General features: G+C 35.7%; 17 protein-coding genes and 1 tRNA gene. 4 read left to right on the top strand and 14 right to left on the bottom strand.

Features of this window, described 5'->3' with window-relative positions; translation table 11 throughout:
* Positions 1 to 84 precede the first annotated feature (84 nt).
* The 8 genes from GMA17_RS15025 to GMA17_RS14990 form a co-directional block, all read right to left on the bottom strand.
* Complete coding sequence (locus GMA17_RS15025; protein WP_248397605.1) at positions 85 to 1,878, bottom strand: cbb3-type cytochrome c oxidase subunit I; 1,794 nt, start codon at positions 1,876 to 1,878, stop codon at positions 85 to 87.
* A gap of 36 nt (positions 1,879 to 1,914) precedes the next feature.
* Positions 1,915 to 2,982 (bottom strand): cytochrome c oxidase subunit II, encoded by a 1,068-nt coding sequence (locus tag GMA17_RS15020; protein ID WP_248397603.1) that lies wholly within the window; start codon positions 2,980 to 2,982, stop codon positions 1,915 to 1,917.
* 26 nt (positions 2,983 to 3,008) lie between these two features.
* Positions 3,009 to 4,373, bottom strand: coding sequence for a quinol:cytochrome C oxidoreductase (locus tag GMA17_RS15015; protein WP_248397601.1), 1,365 nt, complete (start codon positions 4,371 to 4,373; stop codon positions 3,009 to 3,011).
* A 24-nt stretch (positions 4,374 to 4,397) separates the two neighbouring features.
* Positions 4,398 to 4,955, bottom strand: coding sequence for a cytochrome c (locus GMA17_RS15010; protein WP_248397599.1), 558 nt, complete (start codon positions 4,953 to 4,955; stop codon positions 4,398 to 4,400).
* 1 nt (position 4,956) lies between these two features.
* A complete protein-coding gene (locus GMA17_RS15005) occupies positions 4,957 to 5,493 on the bottom strand; it encodes a DUF3341 domain-containing protein (protein ID WP_066248140.1) in 537 nt (178 codons plus the stop codon).
* A 3-nt stretch (positions 5,494 to 5,496) separates the two neighbouring features.
* Positions 5,497 to 7,233 (bottom strand): NrfD/PsrC family molybdoenzyme membrane anchor subunit, encoded by a 1,737-nt coding sequence (gene nrfD, locus GMA17_RS15000; protein WP_248397597.1) that lies wholly within the window; start codon positions 7,231 to 7,233, stop codon positions 5,497 to 5,499.
* A 34-nt stretch (positions 7,234 to 7,267) separates the two neighbouring features.
* Positions 7,268 to 10,510, bottom strand: coding sequence for a TAT-variant-translocated molybdopterin oxidoreductase (locus GMA17_RS14995; protein WP_248397595.1), 3,243 nt, complete (start codon positions 10,508 to 10,510; stop codon positions 7,268 to 7,270).
* An 89-nt stretch (positions 10,511 to 10,599) separates the two neighbouring features.
* Positions 10,600 to 11,895 (bottom strand): c-type cytochrome, encoded by a 1,296-nt coding sequence (locus GMA17_RS14990; RefSeq protein WP_248400693.1) that lies wholly within the window; start codon positions 11,893 to 11,895, stop codon positions 10,600 to 10,602.
* 215 nt (positions 11,896 to 12,110) lie between these two features.
* Between GMA17_RS14990 and GMA17_RS14985 the strand changes: the two genes are divergently transcribed.
* The gene (locus GMA17_RS14985; protein ID WP_248397593.1) at positions 12,111 to 12,518 is read left to right on the top strand and encodes an SPOR domain-containing protein; all 408 of its coding nucleotides are present in this window, start codon (positions 12,111 to 12,113) and stop codon (positions 12,516 to 12,518) included.
* Positions 12,519 to 12,585: 67 nt separating this feature from the next.
* On the opposite strand, the gene infB is transcribed toward GMA17_RS14985, so the two are convergent.
* The 3 genes from infB to rimP are packed head-to-tail and all read right to left on the bottom strand — an operon-like array spanning position 12,586 to position 17,160.
* A complete protein-coding gene (gene infB, locus GMA17_RS14980) occupies positions 12,586 to 15,423 on the bottom strand; it encodes a translation initiation factor IF-2 (protein ID WP_248397591.1) in 2,838 nt (945 codons plus the stop codon).
* A gap of 29 nt (positions 15,424 to 15,452) precedes the next feature.
* Positions 15,453 to 16,685, bottom strand: coding sequence for a transcription termination factor NusA (gene nusA / locus GMA17_RS14975; RefSeq protein ID WP_066249059.1), 1,233 nt, complete (start codon positions 16,683 to 16,685; stop codon positions 15,453 to 15,455).
* Between the two features lie 13 nt (positions 16,686 to 16,698).
* Positions 16,699 to 17,160, bottom strand: a complete 462-nt coding sequence (rimP, locus tag GMA17_RS14970; protein WP_248397589.1) for a ribosome assembly cofactor RimP — start codon at positions 17,158 to 17,160, stop codon at positions 16,699 to 16,701.
* A 171-nt stretch (positions 17,161 to 17,331) separates the two neighbouring features.
* Between rimP and GMA17_RS14965 the strand changes: the two genes are divergently transcribed.
* Positions 17,332 to 18,156, top strand: a complete 825-nt coding sequence (locus tag GMA17_RS14965; RefSeq protein ID WP_248397587.1) for a universal stress protein — start codon at positions 17,332 to 17,334, stop codon at positions 18,154 to 18,156.
* A 184-nt stretch (positions 18,157 to 18,340) separates the two neighbouring features.
* On the opposite strand, the gene GMA17_RS14960 is transcribed toward GMA17_RS14965, so the two are convergent.
* Positions 18,341 to 18,413, bottom strand: a tRNA-Gln gene (locus GMA17_RS14960).
* Positions 18,414 to 18,564: 151 nt separating this feature from the next.
* Between GMA17_RS14960 and GMA17_RS14955 the strand changes: the two genes are divergently transcribed.
* Complete coding sequence (locus GMA17_RS14955; protein WP_248397585.1) at positions 18,565 to 21,933, top strand: protein O-mannosyl-transferase family; 3,369 nt, start codon at positions 18,565 to 18,567, stop codon at positions 21,931 to 21,933.
* A 5-nt stretch (positions 21,934 to 21,938) separates the two neighbouring features.
* Positions 21,939 to 22,607, top strand: a complete 669-nt coding sequence (locus tag GMA17_RS14950) for a polysaccharide deacetylase family protein (RefSeq protein WP_248397583.1) — start codon at positions 21,939 to 21,941, stop codon at positions 22,605 to 22,607.
* Here GMA17_RS14950 and GMA17_RS14945 read toward each other — a convergent pair.
* Both GMA17_RS14945 and GMA17_RS14940 read right to left on the bottom strand, forming a co-directional pair.
* Positions 22,604 to 22,900: a co-chaperone YbbN gene (locus GMA17_RS14945; protein WP_066249039.1), complete on the bottom strand. Its 297-nt coding sequence runs from the start codon at positions 22,898 to 22,900 to the stop codon at positions 22,604 to 22,606. The two genes, GMA17_RS14950 and GMA17_RS14945, sit on opposite strands and share 4 nt — an antisense overlap.
* Positions 22,901 to 22,997: 97 nt before the next feature.
* Positions 22,998 to 24,233, bottom strand: coding sequence for a metallophosphoesterase (locus GMA17_RS14940; protein ID WP_248397581.1), 1,236 nt, complete (start codon positions 24,231 to 24,233; stop codon positions 22,998 to 23,000).
* Between the last annotated feature and the right edge of the window lie 64 nt (positions 24,234 to 24,297).

The following is a 24,297-nucleotide window of genomic DNA, read 5'->3' as shown; positions in this document are numbered from 1 at the left end:
AAAACTAAAAAGCCTTTCTAAATTAATAGAAAGGCTTTGATATGATAAATGTTATTATGAGCTCCCTTTTTAAAAGGGAATTGTTTAGTGATGTAACTCTTCTTCACCTTCCAATAACGGAACGTTTTGAGGCACAAAATCGACATCGTGACCTGGCTTACTGTAATCATAAGGCCAACGGTAAACATGTGGAATAGCACCTGGCCAGTTTCCATGAATATGTTTTACTGGAGCAGTCCACTCTAAAGTAGTAGATTTCCATGGATTTTGTTCTGCTTTCTTACCATAAAACATACTAGCAAAGAAATTATATAAATAAACAATCTGTACAATTCCACCAATAATAGCGAAGATTGTAATGACCACATTCACATTTGCTAAATCATCAAATAATGGAAACGCCGAGTTCGTATAATAACGTCTTGGTAAACCTGCCATTCCAATAAAGTGCATTGGGAAGAAAACACCGTAAGCACAAATAGCTGTTATCCAAAAGTGGATGTATCCCATTTTTTTGTTCATCATACGTCCAAACATTTTTGGATACCAATGATAAATACCTGCAAACATACCATACAATGCTGATATACCCATTACCAAGTGGAAATGCGCAATTACGAAGTATGTATCATGAACGTTAATATCTAAAGCACTATCACCTAGAATAATACCTGTTAAACCACCAGATATAAATGTAGAAACAAATCCTATAGAAAACAGCATGGCTGTATTCATTTGAATATTTCCTTTCCAAATTGTGGTTATCCAGTTAAAGGCTTTAACGGCCGAAGGGATAGCAATTAATAGTGTTGTAAATGTAAATACTGATCCTAAGAACGGGTTCATACCAGATACAAACATATGGTGTCCCCAAACAATAGTTGATAGAAATGCAATTGCTAAAATGGAAGCAATCATGGCACGATAACCAAAGATAGGTTTACGTGAGTTGGTTGCCATAATTTCAGAAACTAATCCCATAGCAGGAAGAATTACAATATACACTTCTGGGTGTCCTAAGAACCAAAATAAGTGTTCAAATAACACTGGTGATCCACCTTGATAATGTAATACTTCACCTTGGATAAATATATCTGATAAGAAGAATGATGTTCCAAAACTTCTATCCATTATTAATAATAAAGCCGCTGCAAATAATACAGGGAATGATACGATACCGATAATAGCCGTTACAAAGAACGCCCAAATTGTTAATGGTAAGCGCGTCATGGACATGCCTTTAGTACGTAAATTAATAACTGTAACTACGTAATTTAATGATCCTAATAACGAGGAAGCAATAAAGATAGCCATAGATATTAACCAGATTGTCATACCCATTCCGGAACCACCTTGTGCCATTGGCAATGCGGATAGTGGCGGATATATTGTCCAACCCGCAGCTGCAGGTCCTGCTTCTACAAACAAAGAGCAAACCATTAAGATACTTGATAAGAAAAATAACCAGTAGGAAACCATGTTTAGGAAACCTGACGCCATATCTCGTGCACCAATTTGCAATGGAATTAACAGGTTACTAAAAGTTCCACTTAAACCCGCTGTTAGTACAAAGAATACCATAATAGTACCATGAATAGTTACTAATGCTAAATAAATATCAGCATCCATAACACCACCTGGAGCCCACTTACCTAGTAAAGCTTCAAATAACACATTAGGTTCTTCTGGCCAAGCAATTTGAATACGGAACATGATAGACATTAAAACACCTATAATTCCCATAAGTGTACCTGTAATAAGGTACTGCTTCGCAATCATTTTATGGTCCTGACTAAAAATGTATTTAGTCATGAACGTTTCCTTATGATGATGTCCGTGATCGTCGTCGTGAGCGTGAGTATCTGCGTGTGTTGACATAATCTTCTATATGCTTTTTTTTAAAACCGTTTTTATTTACTTAATTAAAGAATCTTTAAATTCTTTTTGTTCTGCCATCCAAGCGTCGTATTCTTCTTGGGTTTCTACTACTATTTTCATTTGCATGTTGTAATGTGACTTACCGCAAATTTTGTTACATAATACTAGATAATCAAATTCGTAAGGATCCAAAGGTGCTTCACCTTTAGCTGCTAATTCTTTATTTTTTTCTTCACGAATTTCATTAATGTTGTCCACCTTTTTAATCATTTCTGGTGTTAACCTCATATCAGCTGTTGTAACTGTTGGTGTAAAACCAAATTGCGTAATCATACCTGGAACACAGTTCATTTGCGCTCTAAAGTGTGGCATATAAGCTGAATGCAGAACATCCTGTGAACGCATTTTAATTAATACCGGTCTACCTACAGGTAAATGCAATTCTGAAGTAATAACATCATCTTGAGCATTTGGATCTGACTCATCTACTCCTAAAATGTTTGCTTTATCAATATCAATTAAACGTACATTGGCTTTTCCAAGTGTATTATCGTTTCCTCCATATCGCGCTTTCCAGTTAAACTGTTGTGCATATAGTTCGACAATTAAAGGGTCGTCATCTTCATTAACATTCATAATACTGGTCCAAGTAAATAAACCATAGATAATTAATCCCGCTAAAACAATAACAGGAATAATAGTCCAAATAGCTTCTAATGTATTATTATCCGCATAGTATAATGCTTTTTTACCTTTTTCTCCACGGTACTTATAAGCAAAAAAGTGTAATAAGAATTGTGTGATAGTTTGAACGATAAAGATAACGATCATAGAGATAATCATTAAGTTATCAATTTCAGATCCGTGTTCAGATGCTGAATTAGACATTAATGGTAAATCACCCCATAGAACGAAACAAACGATTGTGATAGCATAAATGAAGATTAGAAAACCTATCATTAAATACGCATTCATTTTATTATCTGTCTCATTTGCTACTTGATTATCTGTTACACCTACTTGTGCCAGATCAAATATTTTTACCATTTGCCAAATAGCAATAGCAATAAAAAGAACTATTATAATTGTTAAAAAAGCTGTCATTGTCTTTTCTCTACTTTAATTAATTTTTAATAATGGAAATGTTCACTTTCTTTCATAAATGGATTTCCTTTTGCTAATAGTGGTGCTTTTGTTAATGACGTAAATACGACTAACATAAACAAACCAGCAAATAACAAAATAGCACTTATTTCAGGAATTCCAATAAACCATCTGTCACCAACTGTTGCTGGCATAATCATTACAAATATATCTAAATAATGACCTGCTAAGATAACAATACCACCCATAACAACAAACCATGGAATACGTTTGTAATCACTATTCATTAAAAGTAATAATGGGAAAATAAAATTCATAGCTACCATTCCTAAAAATGGCAATTGGTAATCTTGGAATCTTGTTACAAAGTATGTTACCTCTTCTGGAATATTTGAATACCAGATTAGCATAAACTGTGAGAACCATAAGTATGTCCAGAAAATACTAATACCAAACATAAACTTGGCTAAATCGTGTAGATGACTATCGTTTACAAACGGTAAGTACCCTCTAGATTTTAAGTAAATAGACATTAAAGCAATAACGGTAATACCACTTACAAACATACTAGCAAAAACATACCATCCAAACAAGGTACTAAACCAGTGTGGGTCCACACTCATTATCCAGTCCCAAGACATTATTGATTCTGTATAAATATAAAATACTAGGAATGCAGCGGCAATTCGAAATGATTTTTTAAAATTACGATTATCACCTGGTTCTGCCTGATCCTGAGCGATTGAAAATTTACGCGCAAAATGTCTGTATAAACTCCATCCCGCAATAAATATTAAGCCTCTAATAATAAACCAAGGTAAGTTTAAATAACTTTCTTTTCCTTGAATTAATTTATCTTGAGCTACCACCTCTGGATCCATCCATATAAATAAGTTGTAATGACCAATTGTACCTGATGCTACTGCAATAGCTAATACAATTAAACCACCTGGTAACACATAAGCTGTAAGTCCTTCCATGACTCTATAGAGAACTGGTGACCAACCCGCTTGAGATGCAAACTGAATTGCATAAAAAGCCAAAACACCTAACGCAATCATAAAGAAGAAAAATGCCGCAACATACAATGCAGACCAAGGTCTGTTTGCCATTTGATGTTGTACATGTTCTACATGTTTTTTGTGTTCGTCCACATGACTTTCTGAAGCGTCACCGTGGGCAGCCGTTTCGGTAGTCATATCATGTGTTGTAGCGACTTCGTGTCCAGCCTCTTCTCCGTGTCCTCCACCATGTGCAGCTTCTGCAGCCAACATCGTTTCAACGTCTTCAAAAGATTTATGAGATGTCATAAAACCATAAACAACACCTATTGCTCCAATTATAATTAGGGCAATAGAAAATGTCTTTAATCTATTTGAGAATGTGTACATATCTATATATAATCTTTATCTATCTTATTTTTCTAAATTGGCTTTCAACTCTAATACATAAGCGGTTACTTGCCAACGCTCTTCCTCATTCAATTGGTTAGCATATGAACCCATGGCATTTTTACCATAATAAATAGTATGGTAAATACTACCTTCGGTTATAGCTCTTCCCACATCGTCAAAGCTTGGAATACCAAGAATTTTTTCACGTTTCACTAAATTGCCTTGTCCATCACCTTTAGTTCCGTGACAAATTCCACAGTAAATATCATAAAGTTCCTTTCCTCTTATCTTATCAAATTGGAGGGAGTCTATAGGATTCTTTAAAGTAGCTTTAGCTTCATTAAAACCATCTAAAGTATTATCAATATCAAAAGGTATATGACCTCTTGGTACTGATCCTTCTGCTGGCAATTGCGCTTCTACACCATTTCTAAATGCGCTAGTTTCAGAATACGTTTCATAGCCAACCGATTGATACATATTTGGCATGTATTCGTAATTACGAGAGGAATCATTTTTACACGACACAATCGTTACTAATACTAATGCTATAATTGTTATTTTTATTAAGGCCTTCATATTAATGTGCTTCTACTTTTTCAACAATGTTAATTTCAACTGCACCAGTTTCTTTCAGTAAATTTTCTAATTCAAGTTGATTGTTATGAATTGCAATTTCCATTAAGAAATGATCATCGGTTGTTCTTGGGTCAGGATTTTCTGCGTTTTTAAATGGCCACAACCTACTACGTAAGTAAAATGTAATTACCATTAGGTGCGCAGCGAAAAATATCGTTAACTCAAACATAATAGGTACAAACGCTGGCATATTTTCAATATAACTAAAACTTGGTTTTCCTCCAATATCTTGAGGCCAATCTTCAATCATTATAAAGTTCATCATTACTATAGAAACTGCTAAACCAATACAGCCGTAAATAAATGATGTTATAGCCAAACGCGTTGGAGCTAATCCCATAGCTTTATCTAGTCCGTGAACTGGAAAAGGTGTAAATACTTCTTCAATATGATGCTTTTCAGCTTTAACTCTTTTAACAGCCAACATTAATACGTCGTCATCTGTATAAATAGCGTGAATTACTTTTGATGTTTCCATTATCTACGCTTCGTTTATTATTTGGTTAGCTTGTCCAGACCAATCATCACGTTCGGCTCTTCCTGGGAATGAACCTGTAATTTCGTCCAACAAATCGTATTCTATTTTCGTCATTCTACTTACTTGCAAGTATGTGAAAATCCCGATACTATTAAGTACTTCTTCCATCTTTGGTCCAATACCATTAATTTTTTGAAGGTCATCAGCCGTTTGAATTGTTGGGTCAAACTTACCAATGTTTTCTAGCAGATTTTTTGTTTTTTCTGTGCGATCCACTGGAGGCACTACAGGTGAAACTGGTTTTGCTTTAACAATACCAGATGTTCTAGCATCTGATCCGGTTCCAACAAGACTATCTCCACGCTCTCTAATATTCTTATAACGCTCACCTGATGATTTCAAGATTGTTTTTACTTCAGCTTGCGCAATTACAGGGAATGTTCTAGCATATAATAAGAACAACACAAAGAAGAACCCAATAGTTCCAATAAATATTCCAATATCAACAAATGTTGGTGAGAACATTGTCCAAGAAGATGGTAAGTAATCACGGTGTAATGATGTTACAATAATTACAAAACGCTCAAACCACATACCTATGTTAACGATAATAGAGATAAAGAATGAAAACATAATACTGGTACGTAATTTCTTGAACCACATAAACTGTGGAGAGAACACATTAAAACTCATCATGAATAGGTAAGCCCACCAGTAAGGTCCTGTTGCTCTGTTTAAGAAAGCGTATTGTTCATATTCCACACCAGAATACCAAGCTACAAATAACTCCGTTATGTAAGCCACACCCACAATAGAACCTGTAAGCATGATAACGATGTTCATTAACTCAATATGTTGAACGGTAATATAATCTTCTAAATTAGCTACTTTACGCATGATAATTAATAAGGTATTTACCATGGCAAAACCAGAGAAAATTGCACCTGCAACAAAGTACGGAGGGAAAATGGTTGTATGCCAACCTGGGATAACCGACGTTGCGAAGTCAAAGGATACAATGGTATGTACAGAAAGTACTAATGGTGTTGCTAAACCTGCAAGTACCAAAGATACTTCTTCAAAACGTTGCCAGTCTTTTGCACGACCAGTCCATCCAAAGCTTAATAAGGAATAAATTTTCTTTTGAAAAGGCTTGACAGCTCTATCACGTAACATAGCAAAATCTGGTAGTAAACCTGTCCACCAGAATACTAATGAAACAGATAGATACGTTGAAATTGCGAATACATCCCATAGTAATGGAGAGTTAAAGTTAACCCATAAGGAACCGAATTGGTTTGGAATTGGTAATACCCAATATGCTAACCATGGTCGACCCATGTGGATAATTGGGAATAAACCTGCTTGAACAACGGCAAAAATTGTCATTGCTTCTGCGGAACGGTTAATTGCCATTCTCCATTTCTGACGGAAAAGTAAAAGTACTGCAGAAATTAATGTTCCTGCGTGACCAATACCAACCCACCAAACGAAGTTAGTAATATCCCAAGCCCAACCTACGGTTTTATTTAAACCCCAAGTTCCAATACCTGTTGATACTGTATATATTATACACCCAACTCCCCAAAGGAAAGCGATAAGTGCAATTGAAAATACAATCCACCAAGATTTATTTGCTTTACCTTCAACAGGTCTTGCCACATCGACTGTTACATCATGATATGATTTTTCCCCTGTAACTAAAGGTCTTCTAATAGGTGCTTCGTAATGAGACGCCATAATCCTTTTATAATTATTTTCTTAATTCGTTTTATTATGCTTCGGTTGTATTTCTCACTTTAGTATGGTAAATCACATTTGGTTTTGTGCCTATGTGCTCTAACAAATGATACATACGATTATCTTCTTTAAGTTTTGCAACTTGACTATCTTTATCGTTTATGTCGCCAAAAACCATAGCGCCAGTTCCACAAGCCGCGGAACAAGCTGTTTGGAATTCACCATCTTTAATTTCACGACCATCACGTTTAGCATCTAGAATAGTTTTCTGTGTTTTTTGAATACACATTGAACATTTTTCCATAACACCACGTGAACGAACAGTAACATCTGGATTTAAAACCATACGCCCTAAATCATCATTCATGTGGTAATCAAACTCATCGTTTTGGCTATATAAGAACCAGTTAAAACGACGCACCTTATAAGGACAGTTATTTGCGCAATAACGTGTTCCAACACAACGGTTATAAGCCATGTGGTTTTGTCCTTGACGACCATGTGATGTTGCCGCAACGGGGCAAACCGTTTCACAAGGTGCATGATTACAATGTTGACACATAACTGGTTGAAATGCTACTTGTGGATTAGCTGCAGCCGTTTCCATTTCGTCCAGTGCATTAATAATTGCCAATCCTTTGGTGTCATTCTTTTTCGTGTTATCGCCTTCAAATGTATCTTCTGAAGAATAATATCTATCAATACGCAACCAGTGCATATCACGACTCTTACGAATTTCTTCTTTACCTACAACTGGCACATTGTTTTCAGCATGACAAGCAATAACACATGCGCCACAACCTGTACAAGAGTTTAAGTCGATTGATAAGTTAAAGTGATGCCCAATTGAACGGTCAAACTCATCCCATAAATCTACTTCTGGAGAAGTTACTGGAGTTTCTTGATGATTTAATGAAACCACCGGCATAACATTCCAATACTTCTTATCCTTAGTATTAAATACCTCTAAAGTTGTTTCTTTTATAATATCACCACGACCCATTAATGTATTATGAAGCTGTACAGAAGCAAACTCATGTTCGCCACCTAAAACAGTCATAGATACATTTACTTGCGTTGGATTAAAGTCCATATATAATGGATAGGCATTTACGCCTGTTTGCATTTCTTCTTTTAAACCAGCTCTACGACCATATCCAAAAGATAATCCTATAGAACCTTTTGCTTGTCCAGGTTGAATAATTACTGGAGCGGTTACTGTTACACCATTTACTGAAATTTCAACAACGCTACCATTTAATCCACCATCAGCTTCATGCCAGTTTTTAATACCTAAATCTTTAGCATCCGCTTGAGAAACGGTCACATAGTTGTCCCAAGTTGTTCTTGTTATTGGGTCTGGCATTTCTTGTAACCAAGGGTTATTGGCTTGTTGCCCATCACCCATTGATGTTTTAGAGTATAAGGCTAATTCTAATCCATTAGATGTAGACGTTGCACCCAATTGTCTTGCTGCATCACCACCAGAAACCGCTACAGGCGCAGCAATTCCATTTGTAGTGGTAGTTGTTGTAGATGATACCATAGTTGCATCATCCTCCTTATCTGTTAGACCAATACCTTCGGCAACATCTTCTATAATACCACCAACCCAAGTTTTAGAATCCTTTTCGTTGGTAGAAGTTGTTGTTTCTGTTGTCGTAAGGCCGTCAGCATTTTTTAAAGCCGACCCTGCAACATACACGCCATCATGCAATGCTTGACTAAATGAAGTATTACCTAAAATACTTTCATTCCACGATTGCTTCACATAATCATGATACGATAAATCGCTACCAATTAGCTTTAGTAAAGCTTCTTGAAACTGACGTGTATCAAATAACGGACGAATGGTGGGTTGCATTAATGCATAATGACCTTTTTTCAGCTCAACATCACCCCAAGACTCTAAATAATGTGGTGCTGCTGCTTGATATTCGGTCTCTAATGCAGTTTCGTCTGCTTTCATAGTAAAAGAAACAGATAGTTCTGTTTGCTTTAACCCTTCAGAAAAATCTCCTGCATTTGGTAATGTATATAGTGGATTAACGCCACTCATAATGATAGCACCAACTTTACCTGCATTCATATCCGCAACTAAAGTCATGACTGCCTTATCATTTCCTTGTCTTATTTTAATAGGTGTGTTTGGATCAAATGCTTGACTATTTAAATACTCATTGATTGCCAAAACAACGGTTTGCGCATTCACATCCTGAATACCCGTTACAACAACACCTTTACTTCCTGCTTTTTTCAATTGAGAAGCTGCCTTTTGAACAGCGTCTTCAATATGCTGTGGTAATTCGCCTGAAACAGAACCTCCCGCTACAGCACTATATAATTTAGCTAAAGCTACTTTTTGCTGGCTTGGTGTTAAAGACACACGTTTATCAGCATTAGCTCCAGTTAAAGACATATTTGATTCAAACTGAATATGACGTGACATTTTTCCATTAGTAGGAACCTTGTTCTTTGCATAACCAGAATCAAATCCGCCACCTTGCCAATCACCTAGAAAATCTGCTCCAAAGGAAACAATTGTCATGGCTTTTGTAAAATCATAATTTGCTAAACCACGTTCTCCATAATTAGCTTCATAAGCATCTAAAGCTGCTGATTCGGATATGGCATCATATTGCACATGACGTACATTTCCAAATTTTGCTTTAAATTCATTTACTATTTTAGAAGTTGACGGACTCGCATACGTTTGCGTTAATAACACGATAGATTTTCCAGAACCACTTATACTAGTTAGTTTCTGACCAACTTCCGCATCAAATTCACTCCATGAAATAGGCTCGCCTGCTCTCATTGGACCTTGAATTCGCATACTGTCGTACAATCCTAAAACCGAAGCATTTACTCTAGCATTTGCATGACCATTAGCAGTAGCTAGTGTATTATTTTCAATTTTAATTGGACGACCTTCACGAGTTTTTACTAAAACAGACGCATAGTCATAACCATCCGCAATTGTAGTAGCGTAGTAGTTTGCTACTCCAGGAGTAATTACTTCTGGTTGCACCACATAGGGTATAGACTTAATAACTGGCCCTTCACAAGCCGCTAAAGATGCAGCAGCTGTGCTAAAACCAACATATTTTAAGAAATCACGACGTGTTGTTTTAGAACTTTCTAACGATTCTTTATTTCCTAAAAAATCATCCGTTGGAATCTCTTCAACAAATTCGTTTTGTTTTAGCGTCTCAACAATTGAGCTATTCTCGTTTAGCTCTTCAACACTTTTCCAGTATTTCTTGTTTGATGACATATTATATAATTGAATTACTTCTTATTAATTTATTTAAAGTTTTAAATCCCTATTATGAGATTTCCACGCTTGTGGAAGCTACTAAATAATTAGTAGTGACACTTACCACATTCCAGACCGCCCATTTGTGCAGCTGTTAGTTTATCAACACCATACTTTTTAGATAATTCTTCGTGAATTTTGGTATAGTATGCATTATCTTCTACTTTAACATTTGTATCTCTGTGACAGTTAATACACCAACCCATAGTTAGAGACGAATGTTGGTACATGATTTCCATTTCTTCCACAGGTCCATGACATGTTTGACACTCAATGCCGGCAACTGAAACGTGTTGCGAGTGGTTAAAGTAAGCAAAGTCTGGTAAGTTATGAATACGCACCCATTTAACCGGTTGTGTGTCTCCTGTATACTTTTGGTCAGCATCATCCCAACCTACGGCAGCATAAAGCTTTTTAATTTCACCATCATAAAATTCTTTACTGTATTCTGCAGTTGCAGTTTCTGGCGCCACTTCATAAACGGATTTATGACAGTTCATACAAACATTTAATGATGGAATTCCAGATGTTTTACTAACACGTGCTGAAGAGTGACAATACTTACAATCAATTCCATTATCACCTGCATGAATTTTATGAGAAAAATGGATTGGCTGAACTGGTTGGTAACCTTGATCAACACCTACTTGCATAAAGTAACCAAACACAAAGTAACCACTTGCTAGTAACAAAACAACTACAGAAACCAATACTAGAAATTGATTTTGAATAAAAGCTTTCCAGATTGGCGTGCCTTTAGTTTCTGAAATATCAACACCTTTTGCTTCTGCAAAACGATTTAGTGTTTGTCTTACTAAAATGAGCGCCATTGCTAATAAAGCAAATAACACGGCCAAAGCACCTAAGATAACTTTATTGGACATACTTGCACCATCTGATCCACTGCTCTGACCAGCGTCTGCAATCTGAACACCCGCAGGTGCAGCAGGCGCTTCCTCTGCAGTATAGGCCAAAATATCACTAATATCTTGATCAGATAATTGTGGGTACGCCGTCATGGCTGCACCTCCATATTCATTGAATATTTTATTAGCGTACGGATCTCCAGCTTTAACCATTGCTGAACTATTACGAATCCAACTGCTTAACCACTCTCTGTCAAGACCTTCGGCTTCAGCTAGTCGTTGCTCTACATTTCGTAGGGCTGGACCCGTCATCTTCTTGTCTAATTGATGACAAGCAGCACAGTTGGCATTAAATAAAGATTTACCGTTTACGGGATCACCTTCTTGGGCCGAAAGTGATGTTGAAAATGCTAATAAAATAATTAAACTTAAACGTAAAATGTTCTTGCCTAATTTTCGGTGATTCACCTGTTTCATATTATTGGTTGAATTAACTTCTAAACTTTGGTATGATTTTTTCAATTAACAAAAGAAAAAAAATACAATAATAAAATCTCTCGCAAAAGTAACATTTAAAGTCGATTTTAGAAATGTTACAGAACTGTTAATTGCTAATTTAGAGAAATTCTAAATAATAATTTGAAGTACTTTTAAGTTATAATCTTATACATTTGTATCAAATACTATTGAAAATGAATTTATTGAACCGATATTCCAAACCCTTAATAACAGTAAGCATGATGCTTACCGTTAATTTATTTTATGCCCAACAAGGCACAATTACTATCAATCAGGCACCTGAATTAGATACTTTATTGGCTTTAAAGAAAGAAATGAATGTTTCTGAAACCGATTCTGATCGTTATAAGATTCAAATATACTCCGGTGACCGCTCTGGGGCAAATTCTGCCATGAGTAAATTTGATGCGAAATTTGATAAAATTACTTCTATTTTAGAATATGAAACCCCAAACTATAAGGTCTGGGTTGGAAATTTTAGAAGTCGTTTGGAAGCCGATCGCGCACTTGAAAAAATTAAAAAAGAGTTTAATGATGCTTTCCGTTTTAAACCGAAGAAAAAGGATAGAAACAAAGGCTAACAGAGCGTTAAGTGTTAAACAAAAAAGAGTGCCAATTGGCACTCTTTTTTATGATATATAATAAAATTTATTTCAATTTCTTTTTAACCTCTACTTCATGGTAAGCTTCAATGATATCGCCTTCCTTAAGATCGTTGTAGTTTTTAATTTGCATACCACAATCGTATCCTTTAGCAACCTCTCTTACATCATCTTTAAATCGTTTTAATGAAGCCAATTCACCTGTGTAAACTACCACTCCATCACGGATTAAACGAATTCCAGAGTTTCTAAAAATCTTACCTGTTAATACCATACAACCTGCAATACTTCCAATTTTAGATACTTTAAAGATTTCTCTAATTTCAGCTGTACCCGTAATTTCTTCTTTAAGCTCTGGAGATAACATACCTTCCATAGCATCTTTAAGATCATTAATGGCATCATAAATAATGGAGTACATGCGGATATCAATCTCTTCCTTATCAGCAATGCTTCTTGCATTACCCATTGGACGCACATTAAACCCTATAATTACTGCATCTGAGGCAGAGGCTAGTAACACATCACTTTCCGTGATAGGTCCAACACCTTTATGTATAATATTGACTTGGATTTCTTCAGTTGATAGTTTCTGGAACGAATCTGTTAAGGCTTCCACAGAACCATCCACATCACCTTTAAGGATAATATTTAGTTCTTGGAAATCTCCTAAAGCAATTCGACGTCCAATTTCATCTAATGTAATATGACGTTGTGTACGAACCGATTGTTCACGTTGTAATTGTGTACGTTTGGTAGCAATTTGTTTCGCTTCACGTTCGTCTTCAAAAACATTAAATTTATCACCTGCTTGAGGTGCGCCATCTAATCCTAAAATAGATACTGGCGTTGATGGACCAGCTTCTTTTACTTCATGACCGCGTTCATCTTGCATGGCTTTTATCTTACCACTATTTTTACCAGCCAATACATAGTCACCAATTTTTAAGGTTCCTGCTTGAACTAAAATAGTGGATACATAACCACGACCTTTATCAAGGAATGCCTCGACAACGGTTCCAACTGCACGTTTATTAGGATTTGCTTTCAACTCTAATAGTTCAGCTTCCAACAACACTTTTTCTAGTAATTCTTTAACACCAAGCCCTGTTTTAGCCGAAATATCTTGAGATTGAATTTTCCCTCCCCAATCTTCTACTAACAAGTTCATTTGTGCTAATCCTTCTTTTACTTTTTCTGGGTTTGCACTTGGTTTGTCTACTTTGTTAATTGCAAATACAATTGGGACACCTGCTGCCTGCGCATGAGAAATTGCTTCCTTTGTCTGTGGCATAATAGCATCATCCGCAGCAATAACAATAATAGCAATATCTGTTACTTGAGCTCCACGAGCACGCATGGCTGTAAAGGCCTCGTGACCTGGTGTATCTAAAAATGCAATTTTCTGACCACTTTCTAACTGAACACCATAGGCTCCAATATGTTGCGTAATACCTCCAGACTCACCCGCTATAACATTTTCTTGACGAATATTATCTAATAGGGATGTTTTACCGTGATCTACGTGACCCATAACCGTAACTATTGGTGCACGTTCTATTAAATCTTCTGGCTTATCTTCTACAACTTCAATAGACTCCTCAATACCAGCAGTAATAAATTCTACCTCATAACCAAATTCATCAGCTACAATAGCTAAAGTTTCAGCATCTAAACGTTGGTTCATGGTAACCATCATACCTAAAGACATACATGCCGAGATAATTTGTGTTACTTGAACATCCATCATGGTAGCTACTTCACTAGCTGTAACGAACTCTGTTACTTTCAGAATTTTACTATCTGCTTGTTCTGCTTGTAAATCTTTTTCGGTTTGTTCACGATGCTGATCTCGCTTATCACGACGGTATTTAGCACCTTTACCTTTGCTTGATTTACCTTGAAGCTTCTCTAGTGTTTCACGTACTTGTTTTTGTACTTCTTCCTCACTAGGTTCTTCTTTAACTATATTGCGTCGTCCTTTTCCAGCAGCTGATTTACCTTTAAATCGGTCGTTACCACCTGTTCTTGGTGTACCAGAACCTGTAGAACCTGGTCCTCCAGCTTTACTAATTCGGCGACGTTTCTTTTTAGGATCTGACGTTTTATTATCCGTCTTTTTCTTGGGCTTTTTAAATTGTGATAAATCTATTTTTTCACCAGCAATTTTCGGTCCAGATAGTTTTTGATACTGTGTTTTTAAGCGCTCATCTATAGGTGCATCAGGATCAGTAGTCGCTTCCGTTTTTGGAGTGTCTACTTTTGGCGTGTCCGCTTTAGAATCATCCTTTTTAGGTGTTTCAGCTTTTGGCGTCTCTGCTTTTGGCGACTCTGCTTTTGGTTTATCAGCAGGTTTAGAAGATGGCGTGTCTTCTTTCTTTGCTTTAACCTCTGGTTTCTTCGCGTCTTCAGCTTTAGGTTTTTCTTCAGATTTTGGAGCCTCTTTAGCTTTAACCTCTGGAGTGGCAACAGGTGCGTCTTCTTTTGGTTTAGTCGCTTTTTTCTTATCAGCATCTAAATCGATTTTACCCACTTGTTTTGGGCCTGAAAGTGTAGATTTCGCTTTTACTACTTCCGCTTCTTTAGCTTTAGCTAGTGCTTCACGTTCTGCTTTCTCCTTTTCCTTAACCTCAATTTCTTGTTCACGCTGAATCCTTAATGCCTCTTTTTCCTTCTGCTTGGCTTCACTAACTTCTTGAGATGCCATTTTTTTATTAGCATCGGTTTGAAATTCATTGGAAAGCACATCAAAAGTTTCTTGAGAAATTTTTGTTGTCGGACGTTTCTCTATTTCAATGCCTTTAGAATCTAAAAATTCTACAGCACGATCTAAAGAAATGTTTAGCTCACGTAATACTTTATTTAATCTAATTGTTTCAGCCATAAATCGCCTTTAATATAACCTAATATATGTTAATCTTCGAATTCTTCTTTAAGAATTCTAATTATTTCAATAATTGTTTCTTCTTCTAAATCGGTTCTCTTAACCAAGTCCTGAACATCTTGTTCTAGTATACTCTTAGCTGTATCTAAACCAACTTTACTAAATTCTTTAATAATCCAAGGTTCAATTTCATCGCGGAATTCTGATAATTCCACATCTTCCTCAGCTCCCTCTCTAAATACATCAATCTCGTAGCCCGTTAATTGGCCTGCTAAACGGATGTTATGACCACCACGTCCAATGGCTTTACTAACCTCTTCTGGTTTTAATATAGCTTCGGCACGTTTGTTTTCTTCATCAATTTTGATGGATGTTACACGTGCTGGACTTAATGCTCTTGTAATATATAATTGCAAGTTGCTTGTGTAATTAATAACGTCAATATTTTCGTTTCCTAATTCGCGAACAATTCCGTGAATTCTAGAACCTTTCATACCTACACAAGCTCCAACTGGATCTATTCTATCATCATAAGAGTCCACCGCTACTTTGGCTTTCTCTCCTGGAATACGCACCACATTTTTAATTGTAATTAAACCATCAAAAACTTCTGGTATTTCCTGCTCAAACAACTTCTCTAAAAATACAGGCGCTGTTCTAGACATAATAATAGCTGGCTTATTACCTTTAAGCTCAACACTTTCTATAATACCACGAACGTTATCTCCTTTTCTAAAGAAATCTGAAGGAATTTGTTTTTCTTTTGGAAGAATAATTTCATTCCCATCATCATCTAACAAAATTACAGCTCTGTGACGAATATGATGCACTTCTGCTGTATAAATTTCACCAACTAAATCTTTAAATTGCTTATAGATATTCGTGTTATCGTGTTCGTGTATTTTAGAAATTAAGTTTTGTCTTAATGCTAATATTGAACGACGTCCTAAATCAATTAGTTTTACTTCTTCTGATACGTCTTCACCTACTTCAAAATCTGGCTCAATTTTTCGAGCTTCCGATAATGAAATTTCTTGATTTGGCTCTTCTACTTCACCATCTGCAACAACTATACGATTTCTCCATATTTCTAAATCGCCTTTATCTGGATTAATAATAATATCAAAATTATCATCATCACCAAACTTCTTCTTAAGGGCGTTTCTAAAAACGTCTTCTAAAATCGCCATTAACGTTACACGATCGATTAATTTATCGTCTTTAAACTCCGAAAATGAGTCAATTAACGCAAGATTCTCCATATCTCTCTTTGAATTAAAATTTTATCATAACTTTTGCTTCTACAATATCTTGATAGGCTATTTCTGCCTCTTTTTGTACTGTTACTTTTCCTTTACCTACAGGTTTCGGCTCTCTTGCCTTCCACGCTAAAGTAATGTGTGTATCGGTTGCTTTTGTAAGCTGGCCGGTTACTTCTTCTTCTTTTGTTCTAATTTCTAAATCTCTACCAATGTTTTTCTTGTATTGTCTGGTATGAACTAAAGGCGCTGTTGCACCTCCTGAAGCTACTTCTAATGAAAAATCATGTTCTTCTCGATCAATATTATGCTCAATAGCACGACTAATAAACACGCAATCATCAACGGTTACACCATGATCGCCATCTATAATAATTGAAATAGAATTGTCTTCGCCCATGGTAAAATCGATTAGAAATAAATCTTCTCGCTCCTCAAGGGCATCATTCAATAAGGTTTCTACAGTTTTTCTTAACATATTTGATACAAAAAATTGGTATAAAAAGAGGGGACTTCAGGTCCCCTCATTTATTCTTTTTCTTACAACGCTGCAAATATACAATAATTTTATTGAATTCCATAATGAATGAAATATCAATTTTTATTCTTAAATTAGTGATTGAAACCAACAGATAAAAAAAACCATCCTATGAAAAAAATTCTTGTTCCTACCGATTTTTCAAAAGAAGCAGAACAGGCTTTAAAAGTCGCCGCTCAATTAGCAAAAAAACATGATAGTGAAATTTATTTACTCCACATGTTGGAGCTTCCATTAGATCAGGTGGATGCTTTAAGCCACTATAGTGAGTTACCCGAAGCCATGTTTTTTATGAAATTAGCGCATCAAAAATTTGAAAAAACGATGTCTCAAGATTACTTAAATGATATAGTTGTTCACGAAACAGTAGATTTTAATCAAACATTTACAGGCATTACAAACACCTGTAAGGAACATGGAATTGACTTAATTGTTATGGGTTCTCATGGTGCCAATGGTTTTAAAGAAATGTTTATTGGTTCCAACACTGAGAAAGTGGTGAGAACTGCTGAATCACCTGTTCTCGTGATTAAAAACGAGCATGACAATTTTGAAATAAACGATTTTGTTTTTGCTTCAGATTTTAAAAATGATAATAAAGGAACATACAAACAAGCTATTAAATTAGCGGAAGCTTTAGACGCAAAAATTCATTTACTATTTGTAAATACCGCTAACAACTTTGTAACGACAGATGTCGCTAAAGGCAGAATATTAGATTTTATATCGGGTAATGACTTTGAAAATTACACCATTTCCATATATAATGATGACAGCGTTGAAAAAGGAATCTTAAACTTCTCGCACGTTGTGGGAGCCGATTTAATAGGTATTAGTACACACGGCAGACAAGGTATTGCTCATTTCTTCAATGGCAGTATTAGCGAAGACTTAGTAAACCACGCCAAACGACCAGTGGTTACTTTTAAAATATAATGACCAAAAAGTTATATAACCATGAAAGCCTCCGAATTAATCGGAGGCTTTTTGTTTAAATTATGATTCTACAGTCAGCAAAGCGCATGATTAGTTTCTATTAAAAAAAAGAAGCACATTAATCATTACCGACTAAAATCAAAAAATCCTAACCATAAAAATGATTAGGATTCTCTTTAACTAGTTGGCCCACTAGGTCTCGAACCTAGACTCTTTGGTACCAAAAACCAACGTGTTACCAGTTACACCATAGGCCAATCTCGTATTGAGGATGCAAATTTAAAACAATTATTTATTTGCGCAAGCATTTTTTGAATAAAAAATTATCTAAATACTTAACGTTTCCTTAAAAGCATGTCAAATTTGATATTTATTGTTAAATTCGCCTCATCTAAAAATTGCAATTACATGACACATATTAGCTTTAAAAAGTGGAATACTATTTTAGGATGGTTCGCTTTTTTAGTCGCATTCATCACATTCGGACTAACAGTTGAGCCAACTGTAAGCTTTTGGGATGCAGGTGAATACATCCTAACATCAGCCAAATTACAAGTTGGCCATCCACCTGGAGCACCACTGTTTCAAATGTTTGGTGCCTTCTTTTCTATGTTTGCTTTGGAGCCTTCGCAAGTTGGTTTTATGCTAAATATGATGAGTGCGGTAGCAAGTGCATTTACTATTTTATTCATGTTTTTTACCATCACACTTTTATTAAGAAAGTTAGTTGGCGAAGCAGAGACACTTAACAAAACTCAAAAAATTGCAATTTTAGGGAGTGCCTTAGTAGGAAGTTTAGCGTTTACATTTACCGATTCGTTTTGGTTTAATGCCGTTGAAACGGAAGTTTACGCCATGGCCACTTTAATTATGTCTGTTTTATTCTGGCTTGGCCTTCGTTGGGAACGTGATATGGACAACCCTAGAGGAAACCGTTGGCTCATTCTAATAGCTTTTATTATTGGACTGTCCTTTGGTGTTCACTTTATGGGATTATTAACCATTCCTGCTATTGGATTAATTTATTATTTCAAAAATTATAAAACGGTTACTATAAAAAACTTCATTATTGCCAATGTAGTATCTATAGCTATTCTACTTTTTATCTTTAAATTATTAGCACCTAATATTCTACGTATTTTTAGTGCAACTGAAATTTTCTTCGTCAATTCCTTCGGATTACCATTTCACTCGGGAACTATCTTTGCTAGTATTGCATTGATTGCATTAGTTTATTTCGGATTAAAATATACACATAACAAAAATTACAAACATCTTAATACCGGTTTACTTTGTATTACCTTTGTTATAATAGGTTTTTCGTCATGGCTTATGCTACCTATTCGTGCCAATGCCGATGTGGTAATTAATGAAAACGACCCTAGTGATGCACGCGAACTTCTGGCTTATTATAATTTAGAACAATATCCCGAAACCCATTTGTTTTATGGACCACAATTTACCGATCAATATTCTGGTTTAGACGAAAACGAACCGTATATTGATGACAAGCCAAACTACGAAAAAGACTTAAAAACTGGAAAGTACGTTATTATAAACGACTGGGAAAAAGCTCGCCAGAATTACAATTCGGAACACGCCTCCATTCTACCACGTATGTGGAGTGGCGAAAATGCTGAAAATTATATGATTTTTACTGGGTATTTGGATTTCAAACTGAAACCTGAATACCAAATGGATAACGAGCTTCGCGCTGCCGTTAACAACTTCAAAAATGAAATTGCCAACGGCATGGTAGATTATGAGGATTACCACAAATTTTTGAGTCAAAATAGTCAGATTATTGATGTAGAAAAACCGTCATTAGGAAGCAATGTTGCCTATATGCTAGAATACCAATTAGGCTATATGTATTGGCGTTATTTTATGTGGAATTTTGTAGGACGCCAAAATGATGTTCAAGGGAAACTTGATGATTTTAATGGCAACTGGTTAAGTGGCATTGGGTTTATTGACGAATGGCATTTAGGACTACCACAAACCGATTTACCTAGCGATGTAAAAAACAACAAAGCGCGAAACACCTATTTCTTCTTACCTTTTATACTTGGCGTCATAGGTTTATTCTTTCTTTACAATAAAGATAAAAAACTATTCTGGGTGATGTTGGTTTTCTTCCTATTTACAGGATTAGCCATTCAAGTGTATACCAATGTGAGACCGTTTGAACCACGAGAACGAGATTATTCTTTAGTTGGCTCCTTTTACGTGTTTGCGCTGTGGATAGGTTTTGGTGTTTATGCTATAGTGGATATGCTTAAAACAAAAATCAAATCGAAAGCCTTAGCGCCAGCCGTTACCATTTTATGTCTAATTCTTGTTCCAGGAATTTTAGCGGCTAATAACTGGGATGATCATGACCGTTCTGATAAATATACAGCGCGTGCCATGGCAAAAATGTATCTGGATTCTTGTGAAGAAAACGGTATTTTATTCTCCATTGGTGATAATGATACCTTCGCGTTATGGTATGCCCAAGAAATTGAAGGCTACAGAACCGATGTTCGTGTAGTAAACACCAGTTTATTCCAAACGGATTGGTATATAGACCAAATGAAACGTAAAGCGTATGATAGTGACCCTATTCCTTCAACATTAACACATGAACAATACCGTTCGGGTACGCGCGACTATGTTCCTAAACAAATTGAATATAGAGATGCACAAGGAAGACTGCAACCCGTTATGAACAAGGATACCTTGCTTATTAAGGACTTTATGGATTTCGTTAGCAGTGATAATCCGAAAACAAAAATGAGTTACATTTTACAAATGCGAGGCGAGGACCCAAGTTATTATCCGATTCAATATCAGAAGTCGAATTATTTTCCAGTTGAAAATATTCGCGTGCCAGTAAACAAAGAAAATGTCTTGAAATACGGTATCGTTAAAGAGAAGGATGCCGATAAAATTGAAGACTATGTGGATATCAGAATTACCGATGGTGCCATTTATAAAAATCGTTTGTTAATGTTGGATATCATTGCTACCAACGACTGGAAACGTCCTATTTATTTTACAGGTGGTGCTTTTGGAAACGACGATTACATCTGGATGAAAGATTACTTACAATTAGATGGCATGGTTTATAAATTAGTTCCAATAAAAACACCAGTTAACAGAGCCAATCCTTTCGATATGGGTCGCGTTGACAGTGATTTTATGTATAACAAGGTTAAAAACTGGGATTGGGGAAATAGCGGAAGTCCCGATATTTATCACGATGTGGAAACACGTAAAAACTCCATTACCTATCGCGGAAATCTTGCCCGTTTAATTGAACAATTAATTAATGAAGATCAACCAGAAAAAGCCGAAGAGATTGCTGACATTGCTATGGATAATATGCCAGTAGATTACTTTGGTTATTATACCTTGTTAGAACCCTATATTAGTGCTTATTATGAGGTTGATTCTCAAGAGAAGGCACGTAAGCTCTTTATGGATGTCGCTGAAAAATATCAAGAAAACTTGACCTATTATAGCAAGCTTGATGAAGAGCAGCAACGCTATGTGTTCGAGAAAATTTATACCGATATTGAACGCTATAAGAGTATTGTGGATGTTGTGATTACCTATGATAAAGAATTTGCTAAAACCGAAACCAAGACGTTTTCAAATTTCTTAAATCTATTTAGTCACTTTTATGGTGGTGATGACGTTCCTGATGTTGAACCCGAAATAGAAGAACGACCAGAACCAATAGATGTTGACATGCTGCAATCAGATACTATAAGTATTGCACCAGAAGAATAAACTATATGGGAATTGTTCCTGTTAAAACACCAACGATTATAAAAAAAATACTCCCAGACTATGTTTGGGAGTTTTCTACTTCTGAAAAGGTGTTATACCTGACGTTTGATGATGGTCCGACACCAGAAATTACCCAATGGACACTAGATACTTTAAAGCAATATCAAGCAAAAGCAACATTTTTCTGTATTGGCAATAACATTCAGAAACATCCCGAAATTTTTCATAATATTCTGAATGAAGGTCATCGCGTTGGGAACCATTCGAATACGCATTTAAAAGGTTGGCGCACAACAGTAGAAAATTATATTTCGGATATCCGTGAAGCACAAACAATTATTAATTTTGAATTGGAAAAATCTGAAGTTGCTATGCAAGACGCTCATCCATCATGCTTATTTAGACCGCCTTATGGACAAATAAAACCAAGTCAAGGGAAAACCTTGAAAGCATTAGGGTATACGGTTGTTACTTGGAGTATTTTGTCTTTTGACTGGGAAAAAGAAACAGCTCCAGAAACCTGTTATAACAATGTTATTAATGAAGCAAGGCCAGGAAGTATTATTGTATTCCATGATAGTGTGAAAGCTTCTAAAAACCTTATGCATGCACTACCTAAAGTACTTGTCTACTTTTCAGAAAAAGGATATAGCTTTAAAAGGCTACCTATTTAAATATATTCTTGAATAATGCCTATAAGCGTGTTGGCATCTTGTTCTCCACTATGGCGCCATTTCATTTCACCATTTTTGTAGATGATTAATGTTGGCAAGCCTTTAACGCGAAGCGCTTCGGCTAATTCCTTATTTTTATCAACATCAATTTTAATAACTTTGGCTTTATCACCAAGTGCAGCAGCAACATCTCGCAATACTGCATGCATAGCTGTTGATTGGTCGTTCCATTCCGTAAAAAAATCTAATAAAACAGGAATATTAACATCTATAAGTTCCCCAAATTTTGACATACAATATCAGTTTAAGCCAAATGTGCTATAACAAACCTACGTAATTTTTTTTATTTTGACTAACAATCAATAAAGCTAGATGCCCAAATACATCAATTTAAGCGTTTTTTACGCCCTTTTTAAGCTCAATTACGGTTACTTCTGGCCAAATACCAACGCGTCCCGGAAACGCGTGATAACCAAACCCACGGTTCACATTAATATAACGCCCAAACTCCTGGTATAATCCAGCCCATTGTTTGTAAATATATTGCGAGGGACTCCATTTAAACCAACCTGGTATTTCAATACCCATTTGCAGACCATGTGTATGGCCACTTAAGGTTAAGTGATAATTGAAATCGTCTGCTTTTACTTGATACTCCCAGTGCGATGGATCATGAGTCATCAAAATTTTAAAGTCCTCTTTGGATACATTTGCCGACGCCTTTTGTAAATCGCCAGCTTGATTAAAGCCTTTTCCCCAGTTTTCAACACCTATCAGAGCTAATCGCTGACCATCTTTTTCTATGTAGCGATGTTCATCTAATAATAAATCGAATCCAATTTTAGGATGAATATCTTTTACTGCTTGGAAGTTTTTAACTTTATCTTCAGCTGAATCCCATTCTACATAATCACCATAATCATGATTTCCCAACACGGAAAATTTACCATAAGGCGCATCCAAGGTTTTAAACATATCTATCCAATCGTCCATCTCTGTTGCCATATTATTTACCAAATCGCCTGTAAATAACATGAGGTCCGTTTCCTGTTGATTGATTAAATCTACACCATATTGAATTTTTTCTTTACTAGTAAAACTTCCGGAATGAATATCAGAAATCTGTGTGATTTTAAAACCATCAAAAGCTTCTGGTAAATCGTTAAAAGTGAGATGATATTTCAATACTTTATAGTTATATCGTCCTTGAACAATACCATAAATAAAAGAAGCAAATGGAATAGCGGCTAAGCCTAAAGCTATTTTGGCAATAAAAATCCGACGACTTTCAAAATCTGCCGTAACGCCTGGCGACACCCATGAATAACCTTTTCTAAATACACGAAATACATCTTCGCCAAACATAATGACTACTAAAAATAATTTCGGAATTAAAAATGTGAGCATAAATCCAGCTGCCAATTGAAACGTGTTGGTTTGACCAGCACTTCGGGGTGTTATATATAAAACATACAGGAAGTAGGCATAAATGGCAATTGCCGAAATAATCCAAATTCCCTTAATCAGCTTATTTTTAGTTATGGCCTTTAGTGCCTGAAAGGCGTAAAATTCCACAACAAAAATGACAACTGAAAATATAATTAAAGCAATAATCCAACGCGACATACATTTTATTTTTTCAAGCGATTGCAAAGATAAAGCTAAAAACACCAAGCAATTTTTAAGGTGG

Source organism: Bizionia sp. M204 (genome assembly GCF_023205095.1).
Taxonomy (GTDB): domain Bacteria; phylum Bacteroidota; class Bacteroidia; order Flavobacteriales; family Flavobacteriaceae; genus Algorimicrobium; species Algorimicrobium hallyeonense.
This window is presented reverse-complemented; position numbering and strand designations above follow the sequence as displayed.

Coding starts and splice junctions, on each gene's coding strand:
- GMA17_RS15005 (WP_066248140.1), bottom strand. CDS start 5,493: ATGGAAACATCAAAAGTAATTCACGCTATTTATACAGATGACGACGTA.
- GMA17_RS14965 (WP_248397587.1), top strand. CDS start 17,332: ATGAAAAAAATTCTTGTTCCTACCGATTTTTCAAAAGAAGCAGAACAG.
- GMA17_RS14955 (WP_248397585.1), top strand. CDS start 18,565: ATGACACATATTAGCTTTAAAAAGTGGAATACTATTTTAGGATGGTTC.
- GMA17_RS14950 (WP_248397583.1), top strand. CDS start 21,939: ATGGGAATTGTTCCTGTTAAAACACCAACGATTATAAAAAAAATACTC.
- rimP (WP_248397589.1), bottom strand. CDS start 17,160: ATGTTAAGAAAAACTGTAGAAACCTTATTGAATGATGCCCTTGAGGAG.
- GMA17_RS15010 (WP_248397599.1), bottom strand. CDS start 4,955: ATGAAGGCCTTAATAAAAATAACAATTATAGCATTAGTATTAGTAACG.
- GMA17_RS15020 (WP_248397603.1), bottom strand. CDS start 2,982: ATGACAGCTTTTTTAACAATTATAATAGTTCTTTTTATTGCTATTGCT.
- GMA17_RS14985 (WP_248397593.1), top strand. CDS start 12,111: ATGAATTTATTGAACCGATATTCCAAACCCTTAATAACAGTAAGCATG.
- nrfD (WP_248397597.1), bottom strand. CDS start 7,233: ATGGCGTCTCATTACGAAGCACCTATTAGAAGACCTTTAGTTACAGGG.
- GMA17_RS14945 (WP_066249039.1), bottom strand. CDS start 22,900: ATGTCAAAATTTGGGGAACTTATAGATGTTAATATTCCTGTTTTATTA.
- GMA17_RS14940 (WP_248397581.1), bottom strand. CDS start 24,233: ATGTCGCGTTGGATTATTGCTTTAATTATATTTTCAGTTGTCATTTTT.
- infB (WP_248397591.1), bottom strand. CDS start 15,423: ATGGCTGAAACAATTAGATTAAATAAAGTATTACGTGAGCTAAACATT.
- GMA17_RS15015 (WP_248397601.1), bottom strand. CDS start 4,373: ATGTACACATTCTCAAATAGATTAAAGACATTTTCTATTGCCCTAATT.
- nusA (WP_066249059.1), bottom strand. CDS start 16,685: ATGGAGAATCTTGCGTTAATTGACTCATTTTCGGAGTTTAAAGACGAT.
- GMA17_RS14995 (WP_248397595.1), bottom strand. CDS start 10,510: ATGTCATCAAACAAGAAATACTGGAAAAGTGTTGAAGAGCTAAACGAG.
- GMA17_RS14990 (WP_248400693.1), bottom strand. CDS start 11,895: ATGAAACAGGTGAATCACCGAAAATTAGGCAAGAACATTTTACGTTTA.
- GMA17_RS15025 (WP_248397605.1), bottom strand. CDS start 1,878: ATGTCAACACACGCAGATACTCACGCTCACGACGACGATCACGGACAT.